Source organism: Caldimicrobium thiodismutans, assembly GCF_001548275.1.
Lineage (GTDB): Bacteria > Desulfobacterota > Thermodesulfobacteria > Thermodesulfobacteriales > Thermodesulfobacteriaceae > Caldimicrobium > Caldimicrobium thiodismutans.
The window spans coordinates 224,619-243,697 of record NZ_AP014945.1 but is presented as its reverse complement, the minus strand read 5'-3'; the positions used below and the strand labels follow the sequence as shown (position 1 = coordinate 243,697).

Sequence of the window (19,079 nt, the reverse complement as noted above, 5' to 3'; positions counted from 1 at the left end):
CATATTCTTGCTTTTTTTCCTCCTTGGATTAAACTGAGTATAAAAAAAACGAGGGAATAAGATGCAGGAAAAAGACATGATTCTCACTCTCAAAGATTGGATCAAAAGCTTTTGGGAGCTTCAAGAGGATGATATTCGTTTTTTCCTGGAAGATTTTAAGGAATTGATGCGAGATCCCAAGGCCCTTCTCGATGAGCTTAAGTTTCGTATGAAAAGGCGCAGGGCCTTTTATAACATTTTTAAACATCTTTCCTGGAGAGACCTTCCGGTAAAGGAGCTTGACTGGGTTCAACAGAAGATGGATGAATTATTAGCCCGAGAGTCCCTTATAACAGAAACAGTTAATAAAATTCTTAATATAATGTCTGAAGTATTTTTTGATGACGAGCTTGAGGAGATAAAAAAAGCCAAAAAGATTTTGGAAGAAGACAGGATCATCTATCATTAATGGAAAACTCTCAGATACTTAAACGGGCTCTTGAGGTCATTGAAATTGAGAAAGAGGGTTTAGAGAGCCTTATTAAAAATTTAGATCTTTCTTTTAATCGCGCAATTAACTTCATTTTACAAAGTCAGGGAAGGGTTGTTGTTACAGGAGTTGGGAAAAGCGGACTCATAGGCAAAAAAATCTCAGCCACCCTTTCTTCAACTGGCACTCCCTCCTTTTTCTTGCATCCCGTTGAAGCCCTTCATGGAGACCTTGGTATGGTTACCTCTGAAGATATTCTCCTTGCCCTCTCCTATTCTGGTAATACCCTTGAGGTCTGTGAAGTGGTCAAGATCCTAAAATCAAGAAAGGTTCCAATTATATCTATGACAGGTAACTCTAAAAGCGTTCTTGCAGGGCTTTCGGATGTGGTTCTAAATACTAAGGTCCCCAGAGAGGCCTGTCCTTTTGGTCTTGCCCCCACAACCAGCACAACCGCTATGCTTGCCCTTGGAGATGCTTTAGCTATTGTCCTCTTTGAGTTAAGAGGCCTTCAGGCTGATGATTTTAAAAGAAATCATCCCGGAGGCACCCTTGGGGAAAGACTCAAAGTAAAAGTCAAGGAGATTATGCTTACTGGAGAAAAAATTCCTCTTGTTCAGGAAGGCACCTTTCTCAAAGAGGCCCTTGAGGAACTTGATAGAAAAAAACTCGGGGCAGTTCTTATAGTAAATACTCTGGGTCATCTAACTGGAATTCTTACAGACGGAGACCTAAGAAGACTTATTACAAAGCATAAAGGGCTTCCAGAGACCAAGATTGAAGAAGTAATGACCAGAACCCCTAAAAGAATTGAAGAGAATAGACTTGCCGCTGAGGCCTTAGAATTAATGGAAAAACATCAAATAACTGTGCTTCCTGTAGTCAACTTTGATGGGCTCTTGGTAGGTATCCTTCATCTTCATGACATCCTCGGCAAAGGCACCTTTAAATTTCTGGTCTAAGATAGCTCTGAATTAATTCCTTGATATCCGAATAAAGGCTTTCCAGTGTCTTCCAGGCAGGCAAACGCACATGTCTGAAAAGAGGTAAAATCTCTTCATAATTATGGGAGACTGATCTTAAAAATTCTTCTCTTTCAAAGAGACTTTTTCCTTGATTCCTTGAGATTACTCTCTGTAAAGCCTGCTCAACAGAAAGATCAAGATAGATAACAAGATCAGGAAGAGGGGCAAAGGTCTCATTGGTTCTAAGAAGTTCTAAAAGATTTGAAAATTCCACTCCCTGATAAGCAACTGTTGAAAGGTAGTAGCGATCAAGAAGAATAGGTTTTCCCTTTTTCAAAGCAGGAAGGATAAGTTTTTCCACATGCTCTTTTCTATCTGAAATAAATAAATTTAATAATTCCCGGGGATCTGCTTTTTTTTCAGAAAGAAGTCTTCTTAGCTTCTGTCCATATGGTCCTGTGGTTGGTTCAAAAGAAAAAATAAGATCTGAGAAGCTTAGATCTTCCTTTAGCATCTGAAAAATTGTGCTTTTTCCTACTCCATCAATCCCTTCAAGCACAAAGAGTTTTCCCTTCCTCTGAAATTCAACCTTTAAACGCTCCTGTAAGAAATCTCTGTTTTCAGGAGTTACCTCGCAATAAAGGGCTGATTTTATTTCTCTCCAGGCTTTAAGCAAGGGATGCTCTCCCGTTCCCAAAGTAGCAACTACAATCACTTCCTCTCTCAGGTGTTCTAAAAATTGGATGAATTTTTCTGACATAACCTCCATCTTTCCAATCTCATCAATGAAAAGAAGGGGTGGACGGTTAGCCTCAGTAAGGTCATTCTGAATGATCTCAAGAATTTTATCCAGATTTTGAGGAAAAACCGAATATTTTCCCAGGACAGGATATTTTTTAGAAGGGGTTAAAGATCTAAGTTGGGCTAAAGGAAGGGTGAGATCAGGATCTCTAAGATAAACCAAATTAAACCCTATTCTTTCTCCTGCTTCTTTGACCTCTCTGGTTATAAAGCCGGTAAAGTAATAGGGAAGATTAAGGCTAAGGATCCACTGAAAAAGGTATTCAAGAAGTGTAGTTTTACCTGAACGAGGTTTTCCATGGAGAAGAAGTAATTTTCTTGGAGAGTGGAGGAACATTTATCTTTTGAGAGGTCGGGAGCTCAAAAGCACATAAGTTGCCCCAAGACCTCCATCACAGGGTCTGGCTGAGGCATAAGCCAGGACAAATTTCCGAAAGGGCCCTCTCTCCAGCCACTCTCTTACCTTTTTCTTTAAAACAGGTTCTCCCCTCGAGGAAAGACCTCTTCCGTGAATGATGAGAACACAACTTAATCCCTTTTTGAGGGCATTTTCCATAAAATCCTCAAAAAGAAGGCGTGCTTCTTCCAGGAAAAGACCTCTAAGATTAAGGGTGGCCTGAATGGAAAAATAACCCTCCTTTAGTTTCCACAAGGTCTCAGGGTTAACACTTTTGCGTTTTCCTTCCATGTATTCAGAGGTAAGGGGAAGTTTTATCTCAATTTTGTGAGGGGGCCATTCTTTCTCCCGAATTTTAAAGGGCTCCTTAGGAGAAATAGAATAGTAGAAATTTTTTTCCCGAAAGGGTTTAACCATAGAGAGAACCTCCTCCCAAGACTTTACCTTGAAAGGAGGAGGCTCATCCTTCAAAAGATTCTTAGAAGGGGAGATGCCAAAAAGATCTCCCAGTTTTTTAAAGGGTTTGGGCATTACTTCTTAAGTCCCTTTTCAAAGATTCTTTCAGCCTTTGATGCAGCAGTTTCAGCCTTTTGAGCTGCCTCCTGCGCTTTATTAGCTGCCTCCTGCGCTTTATTAGCTGCCTCTATAGCCTTTTGAGAAGCTGCTTGAGCCTCACTGGCCTGCACCTTTACATTCTCAAGCTGAGACTTTAAGCTCTCAACCTGAAGTTTTAAGGCATTAAGCTCATTTTCAAGTTTCTTACAGCATTCAGGTTCAGTGGCCTGAGGTGCAGCCTGAGCTTTTTCCGCTATTTGAGGGGGTGTCTGACAACTACAGGCAAATAAAAGGGCAGATGCAGCAACTACTCCACTTAGCTTTAAAACCAGTCCTTTCATACCTCCACCTCCTTGATGTATTTTTAACCTTTAATACAGCCCATAGGTAAAAGTTTAGCCACTCTCTTGGTAAGCCCTGCCTTACAGGTTGCCTCTATTACTAAGGATACATCTTTATATGCCTCAGGGGCCTCTTCGGCTAATCCTTTCTTAGATTTACCCATAATGATAATACCCCTTTTCTTAAGTCTTTCAACAATCTCTTCTGCACGGAAGGATCTTATCGCCTGATTTCTACTCATGGTTCTACCTGCGCCATGGCAGGCTGAGCCAAAGGCCTTTTCTTCACCCTCTTTCGTGCCAGTAAGAATATAGGAAGCGGTTCCCATGGAACCCCCAATGATAACTGGCTGTCCCGCCTCGCGATAACTTTCGGGAAGTTCTGGTCTTCCTGGCCCCCAAGCTCTGGTTGCCCCTTTCCGATGGACATAAAGCCTCTTTTTCTTACCCCCTATCTCATGAATTTCCACCTTGCAGGTATTATGACTTACATCATAGAGAAGTTTAAGATGCACCTGAGGGAAAAAGTCTTTAAAGACACCTCTTACGAGGTGAGCAATAACTTGTCTATTGGCAAGAGCGCAATTAATTCCACAGCACATGGCCTTAAAGTATTGGAGGCCTTCCTCAGAATTAATAGGGGCACAAACAAGTTCCTTTTCCTTTATGGGAATGCCATATTTTCGGGAGGCCTTAGCTAAAAGGGGTAAGTAATCAGTAGCTATTTGATGGCCAAGGGCACGAGATCCACAGTGGATAGTAACTACAACTTGATTTTGAAAGAGGCCAAAGGCACTGGCTACGCTCTGGTCATAGATCTCCGCTACATATTGAATCTCAAGATAATGATTTCCGGAACCTAAGGTTCCAACCTGACGGTGCTGCCGTTTTTTGGCTTCCATGGAGACAAAGTCAGGGTCTGCCCCATCCATACAGCCCTTTTCCTCAATAAATTCTAAATCCTCAGGCAGGCCATATCCTTTTTTTACTGCCCATCTGGCTCCTCCTATTAGAACCTCATCTAATTGAGCTGGAGAGAGTTTAATTTCCCCTTCAGAACCAACTCCGCTGGGGATAGTTTCAAAGAGGGCCTTCACAAGTTTCTCAAGGTAGGGCTCAACTTCGTTTTTAGTGAGAGGGGAAAGCAAGGTCCTGACTCCACAGGAGATATCATAACCTACACCTCCCACCGAGATAATTCCTCCCTCTTCAGGGTCAAAAGCAGCCACACCTCCTATTGGAAATCCATATCCCCAATGAGCATCTGGCATAGCTAAGGAGGCCTTAACAATACCAGGAAGAGTAGCCACATTAGAGACCTGCTCATACACTTTTTCATCCATCTCCTCTATGAGCTTTTGACTGCCAAAGATACGACCTGGAACCTTCATCTCCCCGGTCTGAGGAATTTCCCATTCGTAATCACTAATCTTAATAAGTTTTTTAAGCTCCATAATTGAATCACCCCAAAATTTATTTTATTTATGTTTAGCATAAAATCAAGGTCTCTGTATAGGCATCCATATCTTTTGAGACTTAATGAGAATCTTTTCTTCCAGCTCTTTCCATTTCTCACCCTCTCCCCTTTTTCCCCTTTTACCACCCTTCCTTTCTCTTTTAATGATCTGAACTTATGCATTAGCCTTCTTTTCCTAACTATTTTCTAAGAAAATGGATAAGTTTAATGCTTAAAGAAATCTATCTTTTTTGTTGAAAAAATTTCTTTAAGATAGCCTGAGACTTATCTGCACATAAATTTTTCCTGATCATTACCTGATGATTTAGCCTTGAATCCTGTAAGAGATTATAAAGACTTCCACAAGCCCCGGTTTTAGGATCAGAAGTAGCATAAATGAGCTCCTCAATTCGTGCAAGGACCATGGCATAGGCACACATGGCACAGGGCTCAAGAGTTACATAGAGCTTGCATCCAAGGAGTCTATAATTTCCTAATTTTTTAGCCCCCTCCCTTAAAGCAAGAATTTCTGCATGGGCTGTGGGATCACAAAGCCTGAGCATTTGATTTCTCTTTTCCGCAATAACCTCACCTTCCGGGGATACAAGAACCGCTCCAACTGGCACTTCATCCTCTTCAAAAGCAAGCTCTGCCTGTTTAAGAGCAAGCTCCATAAAATAATAATCCTTAGAGGTAAATTCTTTATGCATTTACCAGATTAATTTTGAGATTAAGAAGGATAGAAGGACAAAAACAAGGGGTGGTAAAAGACCTAAACTTTCAAGATAGATAATCTGTCCTAAGGGTCTCTTTTTCAAAAGATATATCATTGCCATATATAAGGGAAGAAGCAAGAAATAGAATAAAAAGGCATAAAGCTTAAACTTGTAAAGGATAATAAAAAAGGGCAAAAAAAGGAAAAGAAGAAGTAATTTTAAAACTTTATACCAAAAGGTCTCTCCCTTTCTCAGGAAAGATAAAATTATGAAATTCCTGGGGAGAAATCCATCACTCTGGAGATAGAGAAGTTCCTTATAAAGCTGAATAAAAAAGAGTGAGGGTAAAACATGCAAACTCACCCATAGAAAAAGTTCATTCCAGTAAGGATAAAGATAAGAGAGAAGACTGATATAAAAAAGAAGGTCCAGAAAGGCTAAAAAAGAGGACTTGAGCAATAGAAGATTTAAAAGGGTAAAAATTATAATCAAAGAGATCAGGCGGGGATGATACAAAAAGGCAGATAGAAGAGCACCTATAAGAGTAATTCCAAGAAGAAAAAAGATTTTACCTTGATTTTGAGTAATAAAACTTTCTTTTAGTGGATAATAGGAGGAAAAGGTCTCTTTTTGAAGAAAATCTGTGAGATTTTTCCTAAAGAATTGAAAACAGAGGGTAAAAAGGAGGAGAAATTCTATCTTTGGGATAGAGGCTGGTTGGATTAAAAGAAGACCAAGCAATAATAAAAAGAAACTTAAAACCTCGTGGAGATTAAGGAGAATAAAGGATCTAAAGAGTAAATACAAGGGATTTCCTGCACCTTTTAAATAATCAACCACTTCGTTAATAAGCCAGTTAGGGGTTGAGGCTCCAGCTGTAATCCCTACCACTGAAAACTTCTTCAATTCATCAACTGGTAGCTCCTCAGCCCTTTCAACAAGAAAGACCTTTTTACCTTCTGCTTCAGCAATCTGAGCCAACCTATTAGTATTAGCACTAAATTTTCCCCCTATTACAACAATGGCTGAACATTCCTTACAAAGCCTTTTTACCTCTTCCTGACGAACTTCTGTGGCATTACATATTGTATTTATAACCTCTCCACCTGGAAAACGCAAAAGTATCTCCTGAGATAGGACCTCAAAAACCTCTTCATCCTGTGTGGTCTGAGAGAGAATGAGATAATTTGTTAAAGGAGGCAAGGTCTCTATGTCCTGAAAGGAACTCACCACATATCCCCTGTTTCCGCAATAACCAAGAATCCCCCTTACCTCAGCATGATCTTTATCTCCGATGATAACTACATCTTTTCCAGAGGCAACCGCCTGGCTGGCTAAGGCCTGAACTTTTAGCACCCTTGGGCAAGTTCCATCAATAACTTTATGTTTTCTTTCTAAATCTGACTTTTCAGTGGGTGGGACACCATGGGCCCTTATGACACAATAGCCTTCTGGGACTGCTTCAGATACACTTTTGAGGGGTCTTACTCCCAGATTGGAAAGCAATTCAAGGGTTTGGGGATTGTGAATCAAGGGCCCGTAAGTATAAAGAGGAGTTTGCCCTGAATTTAAGGCTTTTAAAACGAGATTTACCGCTCGTCTCACTCCCATGCAAAAACCTGCCCTTCGGGCTATTTTAATCTTCATAGGACCTTTCTTACCTCTCTCTCAAGCTCTTCAATCAACCCTTCTTCGGCAAAACTGTAATAAGAATCCTTTCCAATAATCAAATGGTCAAGGATCTTTAACTGGAGAAGAAATCCCCCAAGGATAAAGATCCTGGTAATCTTTTTATCCTCAACCGAAGGCTTCAGATTACCTGAAGGATGATTATGGGCAAGGACAAGTTTACTTGCCCCAAACTGATAGGCTCTGGCAAAGACTTCACGGGGATAGACAGCACTCTCTACAATAGTCCCCTCGGAGATTCTCTCAATCCCAAGAACCCGATTATCTGTAGCTAAATAAAGCACCATGAAGACCTCTTTTTTCTCCCCTTTTAGCTCATAAAGCAGATACTCAAAGACCTCCTTAGGGGATTTCAGAGAAGGAGAGTTTTCAATCCGAGCCCTGAGATACCTTCTGGCAACTTCGTGCATAACCCTTAAGGGCAAAATAGCATTGAGCCCAAGCTGGGGAATCTTTATTAGTTCCTCTTTTTCCGCATCAAGGATTTTATCCAATCTCCCGTCAAATCTTTTCAGTAAAGCCCTTGCAAGCCCACGAGTATCTCTTCTCGGTATTCCGAAGAAGAGAAGAAGTTCAAGGAGATCTTCATCTGTAAAACTCTCAGGCCCTTCTTTCCAAAATCTTTCTTTAACTCGGGCCCTGTGCCCCTTAGTCTTCTCCTGAAAGGCAGTAAATTTTTTTAATGTCTTTTCCAGGTTCTTTTCCATCTTTAAAGCTTAAATTGAGCCCTGGCCTTTTTGTGAAGCTTAAAGCCCCCCTGAGAAATATCATAACTTAAACCTTCTCCTGAAACCTCAAATTTATCTTTTTTTATCAAAACCTGGCCTGGAGCCTGTAAAAAATCTCTCTTAGGATAAAAGATTAGCTCCTCAGTGTAAACCTCACCCTCCTTTTCAGTTATAAGCTTTACCTTGCCCTTTAACAAAAATTTCTCCTCCTTAGCCAGATAGAGGGCTGAGTCCGCAAAAATTTTTATTCCCTTGGGAAGATTTTCAAGATAAACCTTTTGAGCCCAGAAACGCTCCTCACCCTCCTTAGAGAATTCTTGAGAAATCAGTTTCCAGACCAGGGTTTCCCCTTCATATCGCTGATAAGTAAGGCCCTTTATTTTTACTTCCTGAGAATAGGCCTCTAAAATAGAAAAGAAAACTATAAAGATAAATAACCCTCTAAGTATCGGCCCCATAACCCCTTGCCAGTTAAAATTAAATCGCATATTTCTCTTACCGCTCCCTTTCCACCTTCTTTTTTGGTAACATAATGGACAAAGTCATTTACAGGAGGCCAGGCATTGGGAACACCTATAGCAAGCCCTACTCTTTTCAGGATAGGAATATCAAGCCAGTCGTCTCCTGCATAGGCAACCTCTTCTTCTTTAAGCCCCTTTTCTCTCAAAATTTTTTCAAAGGCAGGCACTTTGGCAAGTTCTCCCTGATAGAGAAGATCAATTCCCAGTTCCCTTGCACGATGTTTCATCACAGGAGAAAATCTTCCTGAAAGAATACCCACTTCAACACCTGCCCTCTGTAAAAGCTTTATTCCCATGCCATCAACCACAGAAAAAATCTTGATTTCATCTCCTTCTCCCGTAATAATAATACCACCATCTGTCAACACTCCATCCACATCAAGAAGGAGAAGCTTTATTTTTTCGGCTCTCTTAAGCACATCCTCTGGAAAATTATACATTTTGCAGAGCTGAGAGAAGGGCTTTAATCTCAGAAAAAATTTTCTCAAGCTCAGAAAGGGGAAGGGAATTTGGGCCATCACAGAGGGCTTTATCTGGTTCTGGATGCACCTCCATGAAGATTCCGTCAACTCCTACTGCTACAGCTGCTCTAATAAGATAGGGCACAAAGTGCCTTTCCCCTCCTGATTTACCTTCCCCTCCACCTGGAAGCTGAACACTGTGGGTGGCATCAAAGATTACCCTGTCAGCATATTCCTTCATCACAGGAAGACCTCTAAAATCCACCACCAAATTCCGATAACCAAAGCTTGTCCCTCTTTCTGTTAACCAGACTTCCTTCGGGGATCCAGATCTCACCTTTTCAACGATGTATTTTGTATCCCAGGGGGAGAGAAATTGCCCTTTTTTAACATTAACAATTTTTTCTGTTTTTCCAGCATTGACAAGGAGATCAGTTTGTCTGCAAAGAAAGGCAGGTATCTGAAGGACATCCACAATCTCTGCCACTGGAGCTATCTGCCAGGTCTCATGGACATCTGTTGTAATTTTAACTTTATGTTTTTCTTTAATAAAAGAGAGCATTTCAAGGCCCTTTTCAAGCCCTGGCCCTCTGTAGGAATAAAGGGAAGTGCGATTGGCCTTATCAAAGGAGGCTTTAAAAATATAGTCAAAGCCAAATTTTGCGGTTAAATTTTTCAGAGTTTCTGCAATGTAAGAGGCAGTATCAAGATCTTCAAGCACACAGGGGCCTGCAATGATTAAAAAGGGATTCTGGGCCATTTACTTTAACCTTTTTTTAGTTATGGGACAACATTTCGGGACTTCAAGGGCTTTATAGTGTTCTCTCTCTAAAAATTCAAGCAATTCCGAAACAAAGGGGTCTTTGATAAAATAACATCTTTCTTTTCCTTCCACATAATAATCTACAAGATCTCCCTTGCGAAGGAGGGCTAAGTGCTGGGAAATGGTTGACTGTCTGAGTTTTAAAATTTTAACAAGATCACTTACACAGTGAATATTTTTCTTCAATTCTTGAAGAAGCCTTATTCTTACAGGATGAGCAATCAATTTAAGAATTTCAATCTTTTTTTTGAAATTTTTCATCTTAAAGAATTGATTATAAAGATTCTTTATAAGTTTTCAAGCCCCGAGGCTTGTTATTTTCCAAAAGCAGAAGGACTAATCATCCCCTTTTCATCAAGGGCGATTGAACACTGATAATATTTATTAGGAGCAAATTTTAACCTTCACAGCCTCCATGTTTTTTCATTTTTCTACAAAATATTATTTGTAAAGGCAAAAAAATCATTAACTTATAAAGCTAAACCACAAGCTGGTCGATTTGTTTTTCAAGCTCTTTAACTTGGGCTTGTTTTTGTGGGTCTGTTGTAGCACAGACATTCTTGTCTGTGTTTTTGCTTTCACTCATAGGAGTGTAGTTTACTTTCACAGGCAGGAATGCCTGTGTTACTTTCAGACTTGTAAAACCTCTTTTGTATAGATATCTAATTCCTCTTTTACCACCCTTACTTTTTTCTTGTAAGGATATGAATTTATGCATTTTGTTTTCAAGTTCCTTAACTTAAGGCTTTTTGTGGGGCTGTGTCTTGGTCCTGGGTCAGGGTGTGAAGCTTAAAAAGGAGTATGTAACAAAAGAGGCCTTACATAGCCATAAGCTTGAGTGCAAACTCCTTGGGCTTGTTACCTTTTCTCCAACCATGGCAAAGGCATAGCCCTGTGCGTCATAGATGTAAGCTTACGAAAGGAAGATCTGGAAGTTGAAGTAGAAGTAAGAGGCAAAAGACAAAAGGCTTTCTTATAAAATATCCTTTTGTTGAAAAATCAAGGAATTAACCCTTTGCATGAAAGCATCCCTTCGTAGGAAAGAAAGAGTTGATATATAAGCGCTATAATTACAAAAATTTCCTGAGATATTCCTCAATTTTATCCTCGGACCATCCCTTTGTTGTTTCCTTTAGACCCTGCCTAATTATATTAAGATATTCTTCTGAAGGTTTATTGATTTCAGTTTTCCAACAACCAGTGATAGTTTTTATTATAAAACCGTCCTTTTCTCCCAATTCTAATTCTACATCATACCATCGTCCTTCTTGTTTCTTAATGTCTTCAAACTGTTGCTGCGATACCTTCCAAAGCCTGACAACCGCATGAAAACTACTATCTTTTTCCTTTTCACAACTTAAAAATGCTACTCCTTTGTTGGCCCATTTTGAAGAGCTTTTAGCAAAATATAATCTATGCGGAACATACATCCACCCTAAATCTTGAGGTTCAGTTTTGTCTTTGCTTCCCGAGTATTCCCAGCCACGATACATTCCACCTTTTATATAAACCATAAACCTCTCTTTTAAAAGGTTTGAACCATACGCCGCATAAATTAGATAACTCATTCTATTTTACCTCCTTCAACTATTTTAATCTCTTCCTCTGTTAAATTATAAAGCTCATAAACAAGGTGGTCTATTTGTTTTTCAAGGTCTCTTACTTAGGCTTGTTTTAGTGGGTCTGTTGTAGCACAGACATTCTTGTCTGTGTTTTCACTTTCACACATAGGAGTGCATTTTACCTCCTACGAAAAATTTGTTATGTTATTACCTAAGTTTTTGCATATATAGGGGTTATAATTGAAACATGGAAAAGAGAGTAAGGCAGGGCAACTCCATTTTACCTGGGCTTTTAAGCCCTCAGTGGAGTTTGTTGCCTGCCTGCTTAAACCATTATAAGTTGGTTGGGTTTGTAAACCCTCGTCAAGTTGGAGGATTGGTGAGCAGGTCCCCTGCCTTACTAAAACAAAATAAAAGGAGGTCCACCTATGCACTACACCTACTTTGTAGGCCTTGATGTCTCCAAAAACTTCTTTCATGCCTGCCTCATTGATTCCTCTCAAAATGTCCTCTTTAACCAGTCCTACCCTCTTGACTACCAGGGCATCAAATCCTTTACAAAAGCTCTCCCTCAAGGCTTAAAAAAATCCATCCTTATCGGTATTGAATCCTCTGGTTGTTATCATCTTAATCTCATCACCTACCTCGTTAATCATAACTTCACTTGCGTCATCCTTAATCCAATTCTCATTAAAAATTTTGCTAAACTCTCTCTTAGAAAAACCAAAACCGATGCCATAGACGCTAAAACTATCGCCATCTTCCTTTCTCAATTCCATCAAAAACTACCTCCCCAGGCCTTTACTTCTGAAGAATTTAAAGACCTTGCCAGAGAAAGAGAAAGAATTTCTCAAGAAATCGCTAAAAGAAAAAATAACCTCGAAAAACTTGTGGTCGTTACCTTCCCTGAACTTGAAAGAACCGTCAATATCTACAATACCTCCATTCTTAAACTTCTTGAAAAATTCCCCTCTGCTAAAGCTATTAAAAAAGCCTCTCTTGAGGAAATTGAAAATATACTCTCCTCTCAAAAAGGTAAAAAACCCGCCATTTCTGCTAAAGAAATAAAAGCCCTTGCTGAATATTCTATAGCTCAAAATTGGCCCGCAAAAGAATATATTCTTTCCAGAACCATTCAAGAACTCTTCTTCCTTCAGGAAACCCTTAAAGAAATTGAAAAACTTCTTAAATCCGCTTGTAAAGAGATTTCCGCTTGCCAGGACCTTGATATCCTCCTTTCTATTGAGGGAATTGGAGAAATTACAGCGCTTCATTTTCTTGCTGAAATTCAGGATATAAAGAGATTTCAATCGTACAAACAATTGATTGCCTATGCAGGACTTGATCCTGCTGTTTATGAATCTGGAAATTTTAAAGGAAAGAGCAAGATTTCTAAACGAGGAAATAGGCATTTGAGAAGGGTTGTATGGCTTATGAGTATTAATGTAATCAGACACAATCCTATATTCTGGAGCTATTTTGAGAGGAGAAAAAGACAAGGATTGCCTTATAAAAAAGCGGTTTTGGCCACCGCTCATAAACTTTTGAGAATTATTTATGCACTTCTCAAATATAAAAAATATTTTGATCCTTCTACTTATCATAATATTCCTTCTCAAGGAGGTTTTTACTATGCTTATAATTTTTCATAGTTGACTCCACAGGCAAGATTGCCTGTGTTACTTTCATACATGAATATGTATTACTTCCACAGGCAGAAATGCCTGTGTTACATTGGGCAAGAGAGAGGATTTGATTTACAAGTTTTTCTATTTGCTGGACAATAGGTTGGTTTTGAGGATAGATTTCGAATAAATTCATTGTATTCATTCTTTAAAAATATTTACACTTTCATTTTTACTCAAGGGGGTCCCAAATTTTATATGATATTTTATATCATTCTTTTTGCAAAACTCAATTACTTTTTGAGCCATTTCTCTATAGAATTCTTCATTATTTTTCCAGGCACAATAAGAATTATTATATTCTGCCAACCTTCTATAATTTAGTTTTCCAAAGATTATTTTTTTTACAAAACTAACTTTATTTAAGATTCTCTCAATATCTGCAGATTGAGGATCTAAAGCAGGAACTGGATAAGGCTCAATACTTACCCATGTTTTTAATCCATTATCAGCAAGTTTTTTTAAAGCTGCTATCCTTTCCTCATATGGTGCAGAATAAGGTTCAAATTTATTTTTAAAATCATCATTTAAGGAAACAAGTGTTATCCCATATTCATTAGTTTCCAGAAATTTTCTTTTATTTAACAAGTCTTCAGGATAAATTCCTTTCGTTAAAGTTGTTACTCTTATACCTTCTTTATTTAATCTTTCAATAATATTTAATGTTAACTCTTTTATTTCTGGTATTATCATTTTTGTTTTATAATCATACATAAAAGGGTCAGTCATAAAACATAAATGAACAAAATCAATGTAATTTTTATATTTCGGTATCTCTTTCTCAAGAAGTTCTAAAGCATTCGCTACAATCTTTGGATTTCTCCAATCTTCATAATCTTTAACCCAACCAAATTTTTTTGCCATCATCATCGCATAACAAGGAAACTTACAACCATGTTTACAACCAACAATGTGATTTATCGTCCAATCTCCATATTCAACTTTTGTTTGATATAAGAGAGTTTTTCTATTAATAACTGTGGGTGAAGCTTCAAAAATCTTTTCTTTATAGAAATCTTTACCACCAAACAATGTTCTCCCTAAAATCTTTTCTTTCTGTCGTGCATAAACATCTTTAACAATTTCAGCTATATTGGGTTTTTTGCATGCATAAAGAAGATAATACAAAGTATCATTGCGGTCTGGATATTTGATATCATACCCCACAACATGAAGCCCTTTGGAGGTAAAAACAGAGCCAACAAAATCTTCTAACATTTTTTGGTCATTTCCTATTAAATTAATATCATCCCCAATAAATTCTTTTAGAGTATTTATAGTCTTAATCTCTTTTTCTGTTAATTCGGTTCCTGATCTTCTCTTTTTTGCTACACCACTGGTGCGACGAACACCTTCCAAAATATAATTGAACATGATATCTTTCGGGTTATTTAATTTAACCATTAAATCAACAGTCTTTCTCTTAATTTGTAAACCCGTTGGGTCTATTAAAACAAAAAGAGGATTTTTTGGAGTGTTATTAATCTGTCTTATTATTTCAGGTATTTTTTCATTACAATCTCCAATATAGACTTGAGATTCAACTACTTTATTTGTCTCGGGATTTTTATTAAGAAATTCTTCAATGTTTTCTTTTAGACAAGCAAAGTTATCTTTATTCAGTTCTATAAAAAAGCATTTAATTTTGATATTTTCTCTCAATTTTTTGTCTATTCTTTTTTTTAAAATTTTATCAAGAAAAATAAGTGGTGAACCATAAGTTCCATCATTATACTTACCTCTACCAGCAAATAAATCTATGATATACCATTCATTTGATACCCATTTTTGATTGTTCCAAATGGTCAGCCATACATCAAAAATCTTTTCTAAAATTTCAAGTTTCGTTTTCGTTGAAAGTCTATTACTTAAATTCCATAAATCTTGTTTATCTGCCATTATTTTTCTCCTTCAATTATTTTAATCTCCTCCTCTGTTAAATTATAAAGCTTATACACAAGGTGGTCTATTTGTTTTTCAAGCTTTTTAACTTCTTCCTGTTTTTGTGGGTCTGTGGCGTAGGTTGGGTCTTGGGTTAGGGTTAGGATTTTATCTACAAGTTTTTCTAGTTGCTTGACAATGGGTTGGTTTTGTGGTGTGATGGGTGGAATGGGAGAATTTTCAATATAAATTTTGGCACCATAATTACCTTTCCCCAATGTGGCTGCGGAAAGTTTTATCCAAAAACTAATAACATTAGAATTTAATATAGATATCAAAAACTTTAAATTTTCTCCTGTAAGCATAAAAGTACTATCTAAAACATAATAGTTAGCCTCTACATAAGAAAATACAATTTCTTCTGTAATCCTATTCCACACAATCTTTTCCTTTTCAAATTCTGGGTAGTATGCAATATTATCCTGTGTCTCAAACCATTTATTATTAGTTTTCTTACGATGCCCTGGCTTTCCATCCTGATTTAATCTATCTCCAAATGATTTTAGATATTCTTTTAACGCTGGATAGTTATCAATGTTAAGATTTAAAGCTGGAAATGTTCCTATCAACCACAATCCTGCCCACTTATACCTCCATCTTTCAATATCCCTTCCTCTCAAAACCGGTTTTATTATCTCTTCTGTCCTTTTTCTTTCTTCTTCTGTTTTGCAGTTTGCTAAAATCTTGTTTCTTGTCTCTGTATCAATAATGAATGCCTCATTAAAGCCTGTCTTAATTCCAAAATAAATTTTCACATCCCACTCTTTAAGTGGTTTTCCAATCTTTTCTATCTTTTCTTTCAATGTAAGGACTTTATCTTCCGCCAGTGTCCAAGCATTATCAGAGAGTTTTTCTTGTAAAATGGATTGTTTATTATCTTGAATGTAGTTTATTACATCATCAACATCACTTTTTACATTCACAAAGTTTAAAGCATGGTGTTTCTCTGGTCTTCTCTTTTGAAAGAGAATTATATTCGTATCAACAGTTTGTTCAAAGACTGAATAGCCAGAAAAATCTATAAGTTCTATTATTTTTGTGTTTTCTTTCAAAAGTTTTCTTAAATTCTTACCATACTTTGCCCTCAACCATTTGTTGCTTGATATAAAACAAAGTATCCCATCATTTCGTAAAATATCGTATGATTCTTTGTAAAAGTAAGTGTAAAGGTCAGAAGTGGAGTTAAAGAAGTCCCTATAAAATTTTTGAAGATTAGGTTTTAAATGTTTTATCCTTTCCTGCCTCACATACGGCGGATTTGCAATCACTATATCAAAACCACCTTTTTCTTTAAATACCTTTGGGAAGAATAATCTAAAATCAAAATTAATTTTGTATCCAAAATTTTTTTCTGAATTTTCTAACCGCCATTTTATTTTCCCATCAATTAACTGTTTTAATTCTGATTTGGTTTTAGGATGAGCTTCTTCAAAGTATCTATCCATTAAATCTTCAATTTCCTTTTCAATATTTGAACCCCAATTTTCAGGAAATCCTAAAAGTGAATCCCCACAGACAACCTTATAATCAAGGTTAGGAAGGGGTTTTATGTTGTTAAAATCTTCTTCATCCACAATCATTGAAAGCCAGAATCTTAACTTACAAGTCTCAACTGCTCCTGGGTCAATATCTACTCCGTAAAGAGAATTTTCTATACAATGGCGCTTTAAGTCATAATTGTTTATCGGTTTATTAAGATATACTGATAGCAATTGTCTTAATTTTACTATCTCATGCATCATTCCAATAGGAAAAGCACCAGAACCAACAGCTGGGTCGCAAATTTTAATATTAGCAAGAAGTTCATCAATAAGTTGTGCATTTTCAATTATACTTTCTGGCATTTTATGCTTATATGTCTTTGTTTCTTTTCTTTTATTTATAACTGTTCTTTCATTCTCTAAAATTAAATCAGCATATCTTACAAATTCTTCAATATCTTCTTTTTTGACCTTCCCTTGAAGTTCTATTTCAAGATAATTTATCAAACTTTCCTGGCACATATAATGGACAATTTCTCTTGGCGTGTAATAAACTCCATATTCTTTATTAAACTTTGTTTCTTCACCTTTTTTACCAGATTTTAGAACTCTTACATATTCATCAAAGTTATCCGGTCTTATGGCATTTAGTTTTTCATAAATTTTTCCAAGAAGCTCAGGATCAAGGGCTACTTCTTTTTCAAGTGGCTCTTCTTCATTTACAGTGAAATTAAATCTATCAAAGACATCAAGAATACCATCTCCAATATCACCTTCTTTTGTTCTATTTTTATTTGAGAAAAGCTCATTAGGTAAAAGAATATCAACATTTACCCAGTCAAAATCATTAATAGGGTCAAAAAGACCACCATTTAAGAAAGGAATTTTGCAATTAAATCTACTGTAATAATGGTCATCCACGCTTCTATCTGTTCTTAATGCTTCATAAAAAAGTGGTTCAAGTATATCGTTGTAAAAGTTTTCATAATCTCCAAATTCTTTGTTAAACAATCTCCTTATAAAGTCTTTTGGACCTGTTCCCCAAGGTTTTCCTTTTTCAACACCAAACCAACCCTTCTTTTGTAGGAAATAGAGAAATACAATTTGACCAAGTAGTTTTTTGGCAAAATCAATAGTATTGATATTCTTTCTTTCAAATTCTTTTCTCACTTTTTTATCTTTCTTAACAATTTCATCAAGTTCAAGTTTTGTTCTTATGAAGAGGTTTCTATATTTTTCAAAAAATTCTTTTGTTACAACCTCAACATCAAAGGCTTTTTCTAAATCTTCAAGGGTTGGTTTGAAATCATCATTTTCAAGTATGGGTAAAAATCTTGATTGAGCGGTGTGGCTTTTTTCATTTTTTCCAACAAGGAAGGACCATCTTTTGGCAGGTGTAAATTCTTCTTTGGCTTTAACTCTGCCAGAAGGGGTCTCCTCAAAGCGATAATCTAATTTGACAAGGGAAAATCGCCAGTCTTCTAAATCTGGTGATATAAAAGCTACAAGGGCCGCATCTTTCTCTGTAGTTGTTCCAAGGATTCCTTTTAAATATTCAGCAACGAAATTTCTCTGAGCAGTTCTTGCTCTGAAAAGGGATGTTTCCCTCTTTAATTTCACAACCAATATATCAATCTTTTTGCCATCTTTATCTACATATCTACCAATTCTTTCCCAGGATGCAATAAAATCAAGATATCTTTCAGTTATCCCTTGAATTCCGCTTCTTGGTTCAAGAGCTTTATTTCTATCATAAGTTTTTAGTAAATTAGTGTTAAATTTAATAAATTTATCTTTATCAAAAGAATTTTCAAATGTTTCAATTATCAAGTTTTTTGCTTGTTCTCTATTCATTTTTGTTTACCTCTTCAAGCATATTTTTTATCACTTCATACAACTCTGGTATTTTTTCTTTAATGACTTTCCACAAAACCATGTAATCAACTTCAAAATATTCATGAATCAAAATGTTTCTCATTCCTATAACACTTTTCCATCTGATTTGAGAGTATTTTCTTCTCAACTCTTTTGGAATGTGCTTACTGGCTTCTCCAATGATTTCAAGGCTTCTTACAAATGCTCTTTTCAGTTCCTCATTTACGATAAAACTTTCATAGTCTAAATTTTTACTTTTGCTCATTAAATATTCACATTCAGTTTTTATGTCTATCAGATAGTCTCTTATTTCTCTCATATATAAATTACCTCTTGTAAGATAATTTTTCCTATATATGGCTTAAGGGCGGATTTCATAACAAGGTCAACTTTAACTTTTAATTCTTTTGATAGAAAATCTTGAAGTTCAATGAATGACCACAGGTCAGGAACTTCATAAAAATCAACAAGGATATCAAGGTCGCTTTTCTTTTTCTGCTCTCCTCTCACATAAGAGCCAAAGATGCCTATCTCGCTAACTTTATATTTTTCTTGAAGCACAGGTTTTAGTTCTCTTATTTTTTCTTTAATCTCTTCAATTTTTGTCATATTT

Annotated in this window: 20 protein-coding genes and 1 pseudogene; 3 read left to right on the top strand and 18 right to left on the bottom strand. The window is 36.8% G+C overall.

Features of this window, described 5'->3' with window-relative positions:
- Positions 1–61: 61 nt before the first annotated feature.
- Both THC_RS01160 and THC_RS01155 read left to right on the top strand, forming a co-directional pair.
- Positions 62–448, top strand: a complete 387-nt coding sequence (locus tag THC_RS01160) for a hypothetical protein (RefSeq protein ID WP_068512148.1) — start codon at positions 62–64, stop codon at positions 446–448.
- The gene (locus tag THC_RS01155) at positions 448–1,431 is read left to right on the top strand and encodes a KpsF/GutQ family sugar-phosphate isomerase (protein WP_068512145.1); all 984 of its coding nucleotides are present in this window, start codon (positions 448–450) and stop codon (positions 1,429–1,431) included. The genes THC_RS01160 and THC_RS01155 overlap by 1 nt, the downstream gene beginning before the upstream one ends.
- Here THC_RS01155 and tmk read toward each other — a convergent pair.
- From tmk to THC_RS09730, 14 genes and pseudogenes are all read right to left on the bottom strand, one after another.
- Positions 1,415–2,572, bottom strand: coding sequence for a dTMP kinase (tmk, locus tag THC_RS01150; RefSeq protein WP_068512140.1), 1,158 nt, complete (start codon positions 2,570–2,572; stop codon positions 1,415–1,417). The two genes, THC_RS01155 and tmk, sit on opposite strands and share 17 nt — an antisense overlap.
- Complete coding sequence (locus THC_RS01145) at positions 2,573–3,163, bottom strand: Smr/MutS family protein (RefSeq protein ID WP_068512137.1); 591 nt, start codon at positions 3,161–3,163, stop codon at positions 2,573–2,575.
- Entirely contained in the window at positions 3,163–3,528 is a 366-nt protein-coding gene (locus THC_RS01140; protein WP_068512134.1) for an alanine-zipper protein, read from the bottom strand. The genes THC_RS01145 and THC_RS01140 overlap by 1 nt, the downstream gene beginning before the upstream one ends.
- Positions 3,529–3,551: 23 nt before the next feature.
- Complete coding sequence (locus THC_RS01135) at positions 3,552–4,982, bottom strand: RtcB family protein (RefSeq protein WP_068512130.1); 1,431 nt, start codon at positions 4,980–4,982, stop codon at positions 3,552–3,554.
- Positions 4,983–5,226: 244 nt separating this feature from the next.
- Entirely contained in the window at positions 5,227–5,694 is a 468-nt protein-coding gene (gene tadA, locus THC_RS01130) for a tRNA adenosine(34) deaminase TadA (protein WP_068512127.1), read from the bottom strand.
- A complete protein-coding gene (gene ispH / locus THC_RS09140) occupies positions 5,695–7,347 on the bottom strand; it encodes a 4-hydroxy-3-methylbut-2-enyl diphosphate reductase (protein ID WP_082706226.1) in 1,653 nt (550 codons plus the stop codon). It lies immediately after the preceding gene.
- Positions 7,344–8,096 carry a RadC family protein gene (gene radC / locus THC_RS01120; RefSeq protein ID WP_068512124.1) on the bottom strand — a complete coding sequence of 251 codons (753 nt, stop codon included), beginning with the start codon at positions 8,094–8,096 and terminating at the stop codon, positions 7,344–7,346. Before radC ends, ispH begins: the two co-directional genes overlap by 4 nt.
- A 2-nt stretch (positions 8,097–8,098) precedes the next feature.
- A complete protein-coding gene (gene lptC / locus THC_RS01115) occupies positions 8,099–8,575 on the bottom strand; it encodes an LPS export ABC transporter periplasmic protein LptC (RefSeq protein ID WP_068512121.1) in 477 nt (158 codons plus the stop codon).
- The gene (locus THC_RS01110; protein WP_231938359.1) at positions 8,539–9,057 is read right to left on the bottom strand and encodes a KdsC family phosphatase; all 519 of its coding nucleotides are present in this window, start codon (positions 9,055–9,057) and stop codon (positions 8,539–8,541) included. The genes lptC and THC_RS01110 overlap by 37 nt, the downstream gene beginning before the upstream one ends.
- Before the next feature lie 13 nt (positions 9,058–9,070).
- Complete coding sequence (gene kdsA / locus THC_RS01105) at positions 9,071–9,859, bottom strand: 3-deoxy-8-phosphooctulonate synthase (protein WP_068512114.1); 789 nt, start codon at positions 9,857–9,859, stop codon at positions 9,071–9,073.
- Positions 9,860–10,183 (bottom strand): ArsR/SmtB family transcription factor, encoded by a 324-nt coding sequence (locus THC_RS01100; protein ID WP_082706224.1) that lies wholly within the window; start codon positions 10,181–10,183, stop codon positions 9,860–9,862.
- 217 nt (positions 10,184–10,400) lie between these two features.
- Entirely contained in the window at positions 10,401–10,640 is a 240-nt protein-coding gene (locus THC_RS01095) for a hypothetical protein (RefSeq protein WP_068512108.1), read from the bottom strand.
- 352 nt (positions 10,641–10,992) lie between these two features.
- The gene (locus THC_RS01090; RefSeq protein WP_068512103.1) at positions 10,993–11,490 is read right to left on the bottom strand and encodes a hypothetical protein; all 498 of its coding nucleotides are present in this window, start codon (positions 11,488–11,490) and stop codon (positions 10,993–10,995) included.
- Positions 11,487–11,582: pseudogene (locus THC_RS09730) on the bottom strand (class I SAM-dependent DNA methyltransferase); the annotation flags it as partial. The pseudogene THC_RS09730 and the gene THC_RS01090, both read right to left, overlap by 4 nt.
- Positions 11,583–11,912: 330 nt before the next feature.
- Here THC_RS09730 and THC_RS01085 point away from each other — a divergent pair.
- Positions 11,913–13,136, top strand: a complete 1,224-nt coding sequence (locus tag THC_RS01085) for an IS110 family RNA-guided transposase (RefSeq protein WP_068512100.1) — start codon at positions 11,913–11,915, stop codon at positions 13,134–13,136.
- Positions 13,137–13,310: 174 nt separating this feature from the next.
- Here THC_RS01085 and tcmP read toward each other — a convergent pair whose 3' ends face one another.
- Genes tcmP through THC_RS01065 form a run of 4 tightly spaced genes read right to left on the bottom strand, consistent with a single transcriptional unit; the run spans position 13,311 to position 19,075 of the window.
- Entirely contained in the window at positions 13,311–15,068 is a 1,758-nt protein-coding gene (gene tcmP / locus THC_RS09135; protein WP_082706223.1) for a three-Cys-motif partner protein TcmP, read from the bottom strand.
- The gene (locus tag THC_RS01075) at positions 15,068–18,445 is read right to left on the bottom strand and encodes an Eco57I restriction-modification methylase domain-containing protein (RefSeq protein WP_068512098.1); all 3,378 of its coding nucleotides are present in this window, start codon (positions 18,443–18,445) and stop codon (positions 15,068–15,070) included. Before THC_RS01075 ends, tcmP begins: the two co-directional genes overlap by 1 nt.
- Positions 18,438–18,785 (bottom strand): HepT-like ribonuclease domain-containing protein, encoded by a 348-nt coding sequence (locus THC_RS01070; RefSeq protein ID WP_068512095.1) that lies wholly within the window; start codon positions 18,783–18,785, stop codon positions 18,438–18,440. The genes THC_RS01075 and THC_RS01070 overlap by 8 nt, the downstream gene beginning before the upstream one ends.
- A complete protein-coding gene (locus THC_RS01065; RefSeq protein WP_068512091.1) occupies positions 18,782–19,075 on the bottom strand; it encodes a nucleotidyltransferase family protein in 294 nt (97 codons plus the stop codon). The genes THC_RS01070 and THC_RS01065 overlap by 4 nt, the downstream gene beginning before the upstream one ends.
- Positions 19,076–19,079: the final 4 nt, after the last annotated feature.

What these genes read in the sequence shown, in the direction of transcription:
- THC_RS01160 (WP_068512148.1), top strand. Translation starts at nt 62, where the DNA reads ATGCAGGAAAAAGACATGATTCTCACTCTCAAAGATTGGATCAAAAGC.
- THC_RS01155 (WP_068512145.1), top strand. Translation starts at nt 448, where the DNA reads ATGGAAAACTCTCAGATACTTAAACGGGCTCTTGAGGTCATTGAAATT.
- tmk (WP_068512140.1), bottom strand. Translation starts at nt 2,572, where the DNA reads ATGTTCCTCCACTCTCCAAGAAAATTACTTCTTCTCCATGGAAAACCT.
- THC_RS01145 (WP_068512137.1), bottom strand. Translation starts at nt 3,163, where the DNA reads ATGCCCAAACCCTTTAAAAAACTGGGAGATCTTTTTGGCATCTCCCCT.
- THC_RS01140 (WP_068512134.1), bottom strand. Translation starts at nt 3,528, where the DNA reads ATGAAAGGACTGGTTTTAAAGCTAAGTGGAGTAGTTGCTGCATCTGCC.
- THC_RS01135 (WP_068512130.1), bottom strand. Translation starts at nt 4,982, where the DNA reads ATGGAGCTTAAAAAACTTATTAAGATTAGTGATTACGAATGGGAAATT.
- tadA (WP_068512127.1), bottom strand. Translation starts at nt 5,694, where the DNA reads ATGCATAAAGAATTTACCTCTAAGGATTATTATTTTATGGAGCTTGCT.
- ispH (WP_082706226.1), bottom strand. Translation starts at nt 7,347, where the DNA reads ATGAAGATTAAAATAGCCCGAAGGGCAGGTTTTTGCATGGGAGTGAGA.
- radC (WP_068512124.1), bottom strand. Translation starts at nt 8,096, where the DNA reads ATGGAAAAGAACCTGGAAAAGACATTAAAAAAATTTACTGCCTTTCAG.
- lptC (WP_068512121.1), bottom strand. Translation starts at nt 8,575, where the DNA reads ATGGGGCCGATACTTAGAGGGTTATTTATCTTTATAGTTTTCTTTTCT.
- kdsA (WP_068512114.1), bottom strand. Translation starts at nt 9,859, where the DNA reads ATGGCCCAGAATCCCTTTTTAATCATTGCAGGCCCCTGTGTGCTTGAA.
- THC_RS01100 (WP_082706224.1), bottom strand. Translation starts at nt 10,183, where the DNA reads ATGAAAAATTTCAAAAAAAAGATTGAAATTCTTAAATTGATTGCTCAT.
- THC_RS01095 (WP_068512108.1), bottom strand. Translation starts at nt 10,640, where the DNA reads ATGCATAAATTCATATCCTTACAAGAAAAAAGTAAGGGTGGTAAAAGA.
- THC_RS01090 (WP_068512103.1), bottom strand. Translation starts at nt 11,490, where the DNA reads ATGAGTTATCTAATTTATGCGGCGTATGGTTCAAACCTTTTAAAAGAG.
- THC_RS01085 (WP_068512100.1), top strand. Translation starts at nt 11,913, where the DNA reads ATGCACTACACCTACTTTGTAGGCCTTGATGTCTCCAAAAACTTCTTT.
- tcmP (WP_082706223.1), bottom strand. Translation starts at nt 15,068, where the DNA reads ATGGCAGATAAACAAGATTTATGGAATTTAAGTAATAGACTTTCAACG.
- THC_RS01075 (WP_068512098.1), bottom strand. Translation starts at nt 18,445, where the DNA reads ATGAATAGAGAACAAGCAAAAAACTTGATAATTGAAACATTTGAAAAT.
- THC_RS01070 (WP_068512095.1), bottom strand. Translation starts at nt 18,785, where the DNA reads ATGAGAGAAATAAGAGACTATCTGATAGACATAAAAACTGAATGTGAA.
- THC_RS01065 (WP_068512091.1), bottom strand. Translation starts at nt 19,075, where the DNA reads ATGACAAAAATTGAAGAGATTAAAGAAAAAATAAGAGAACTAAAACCT.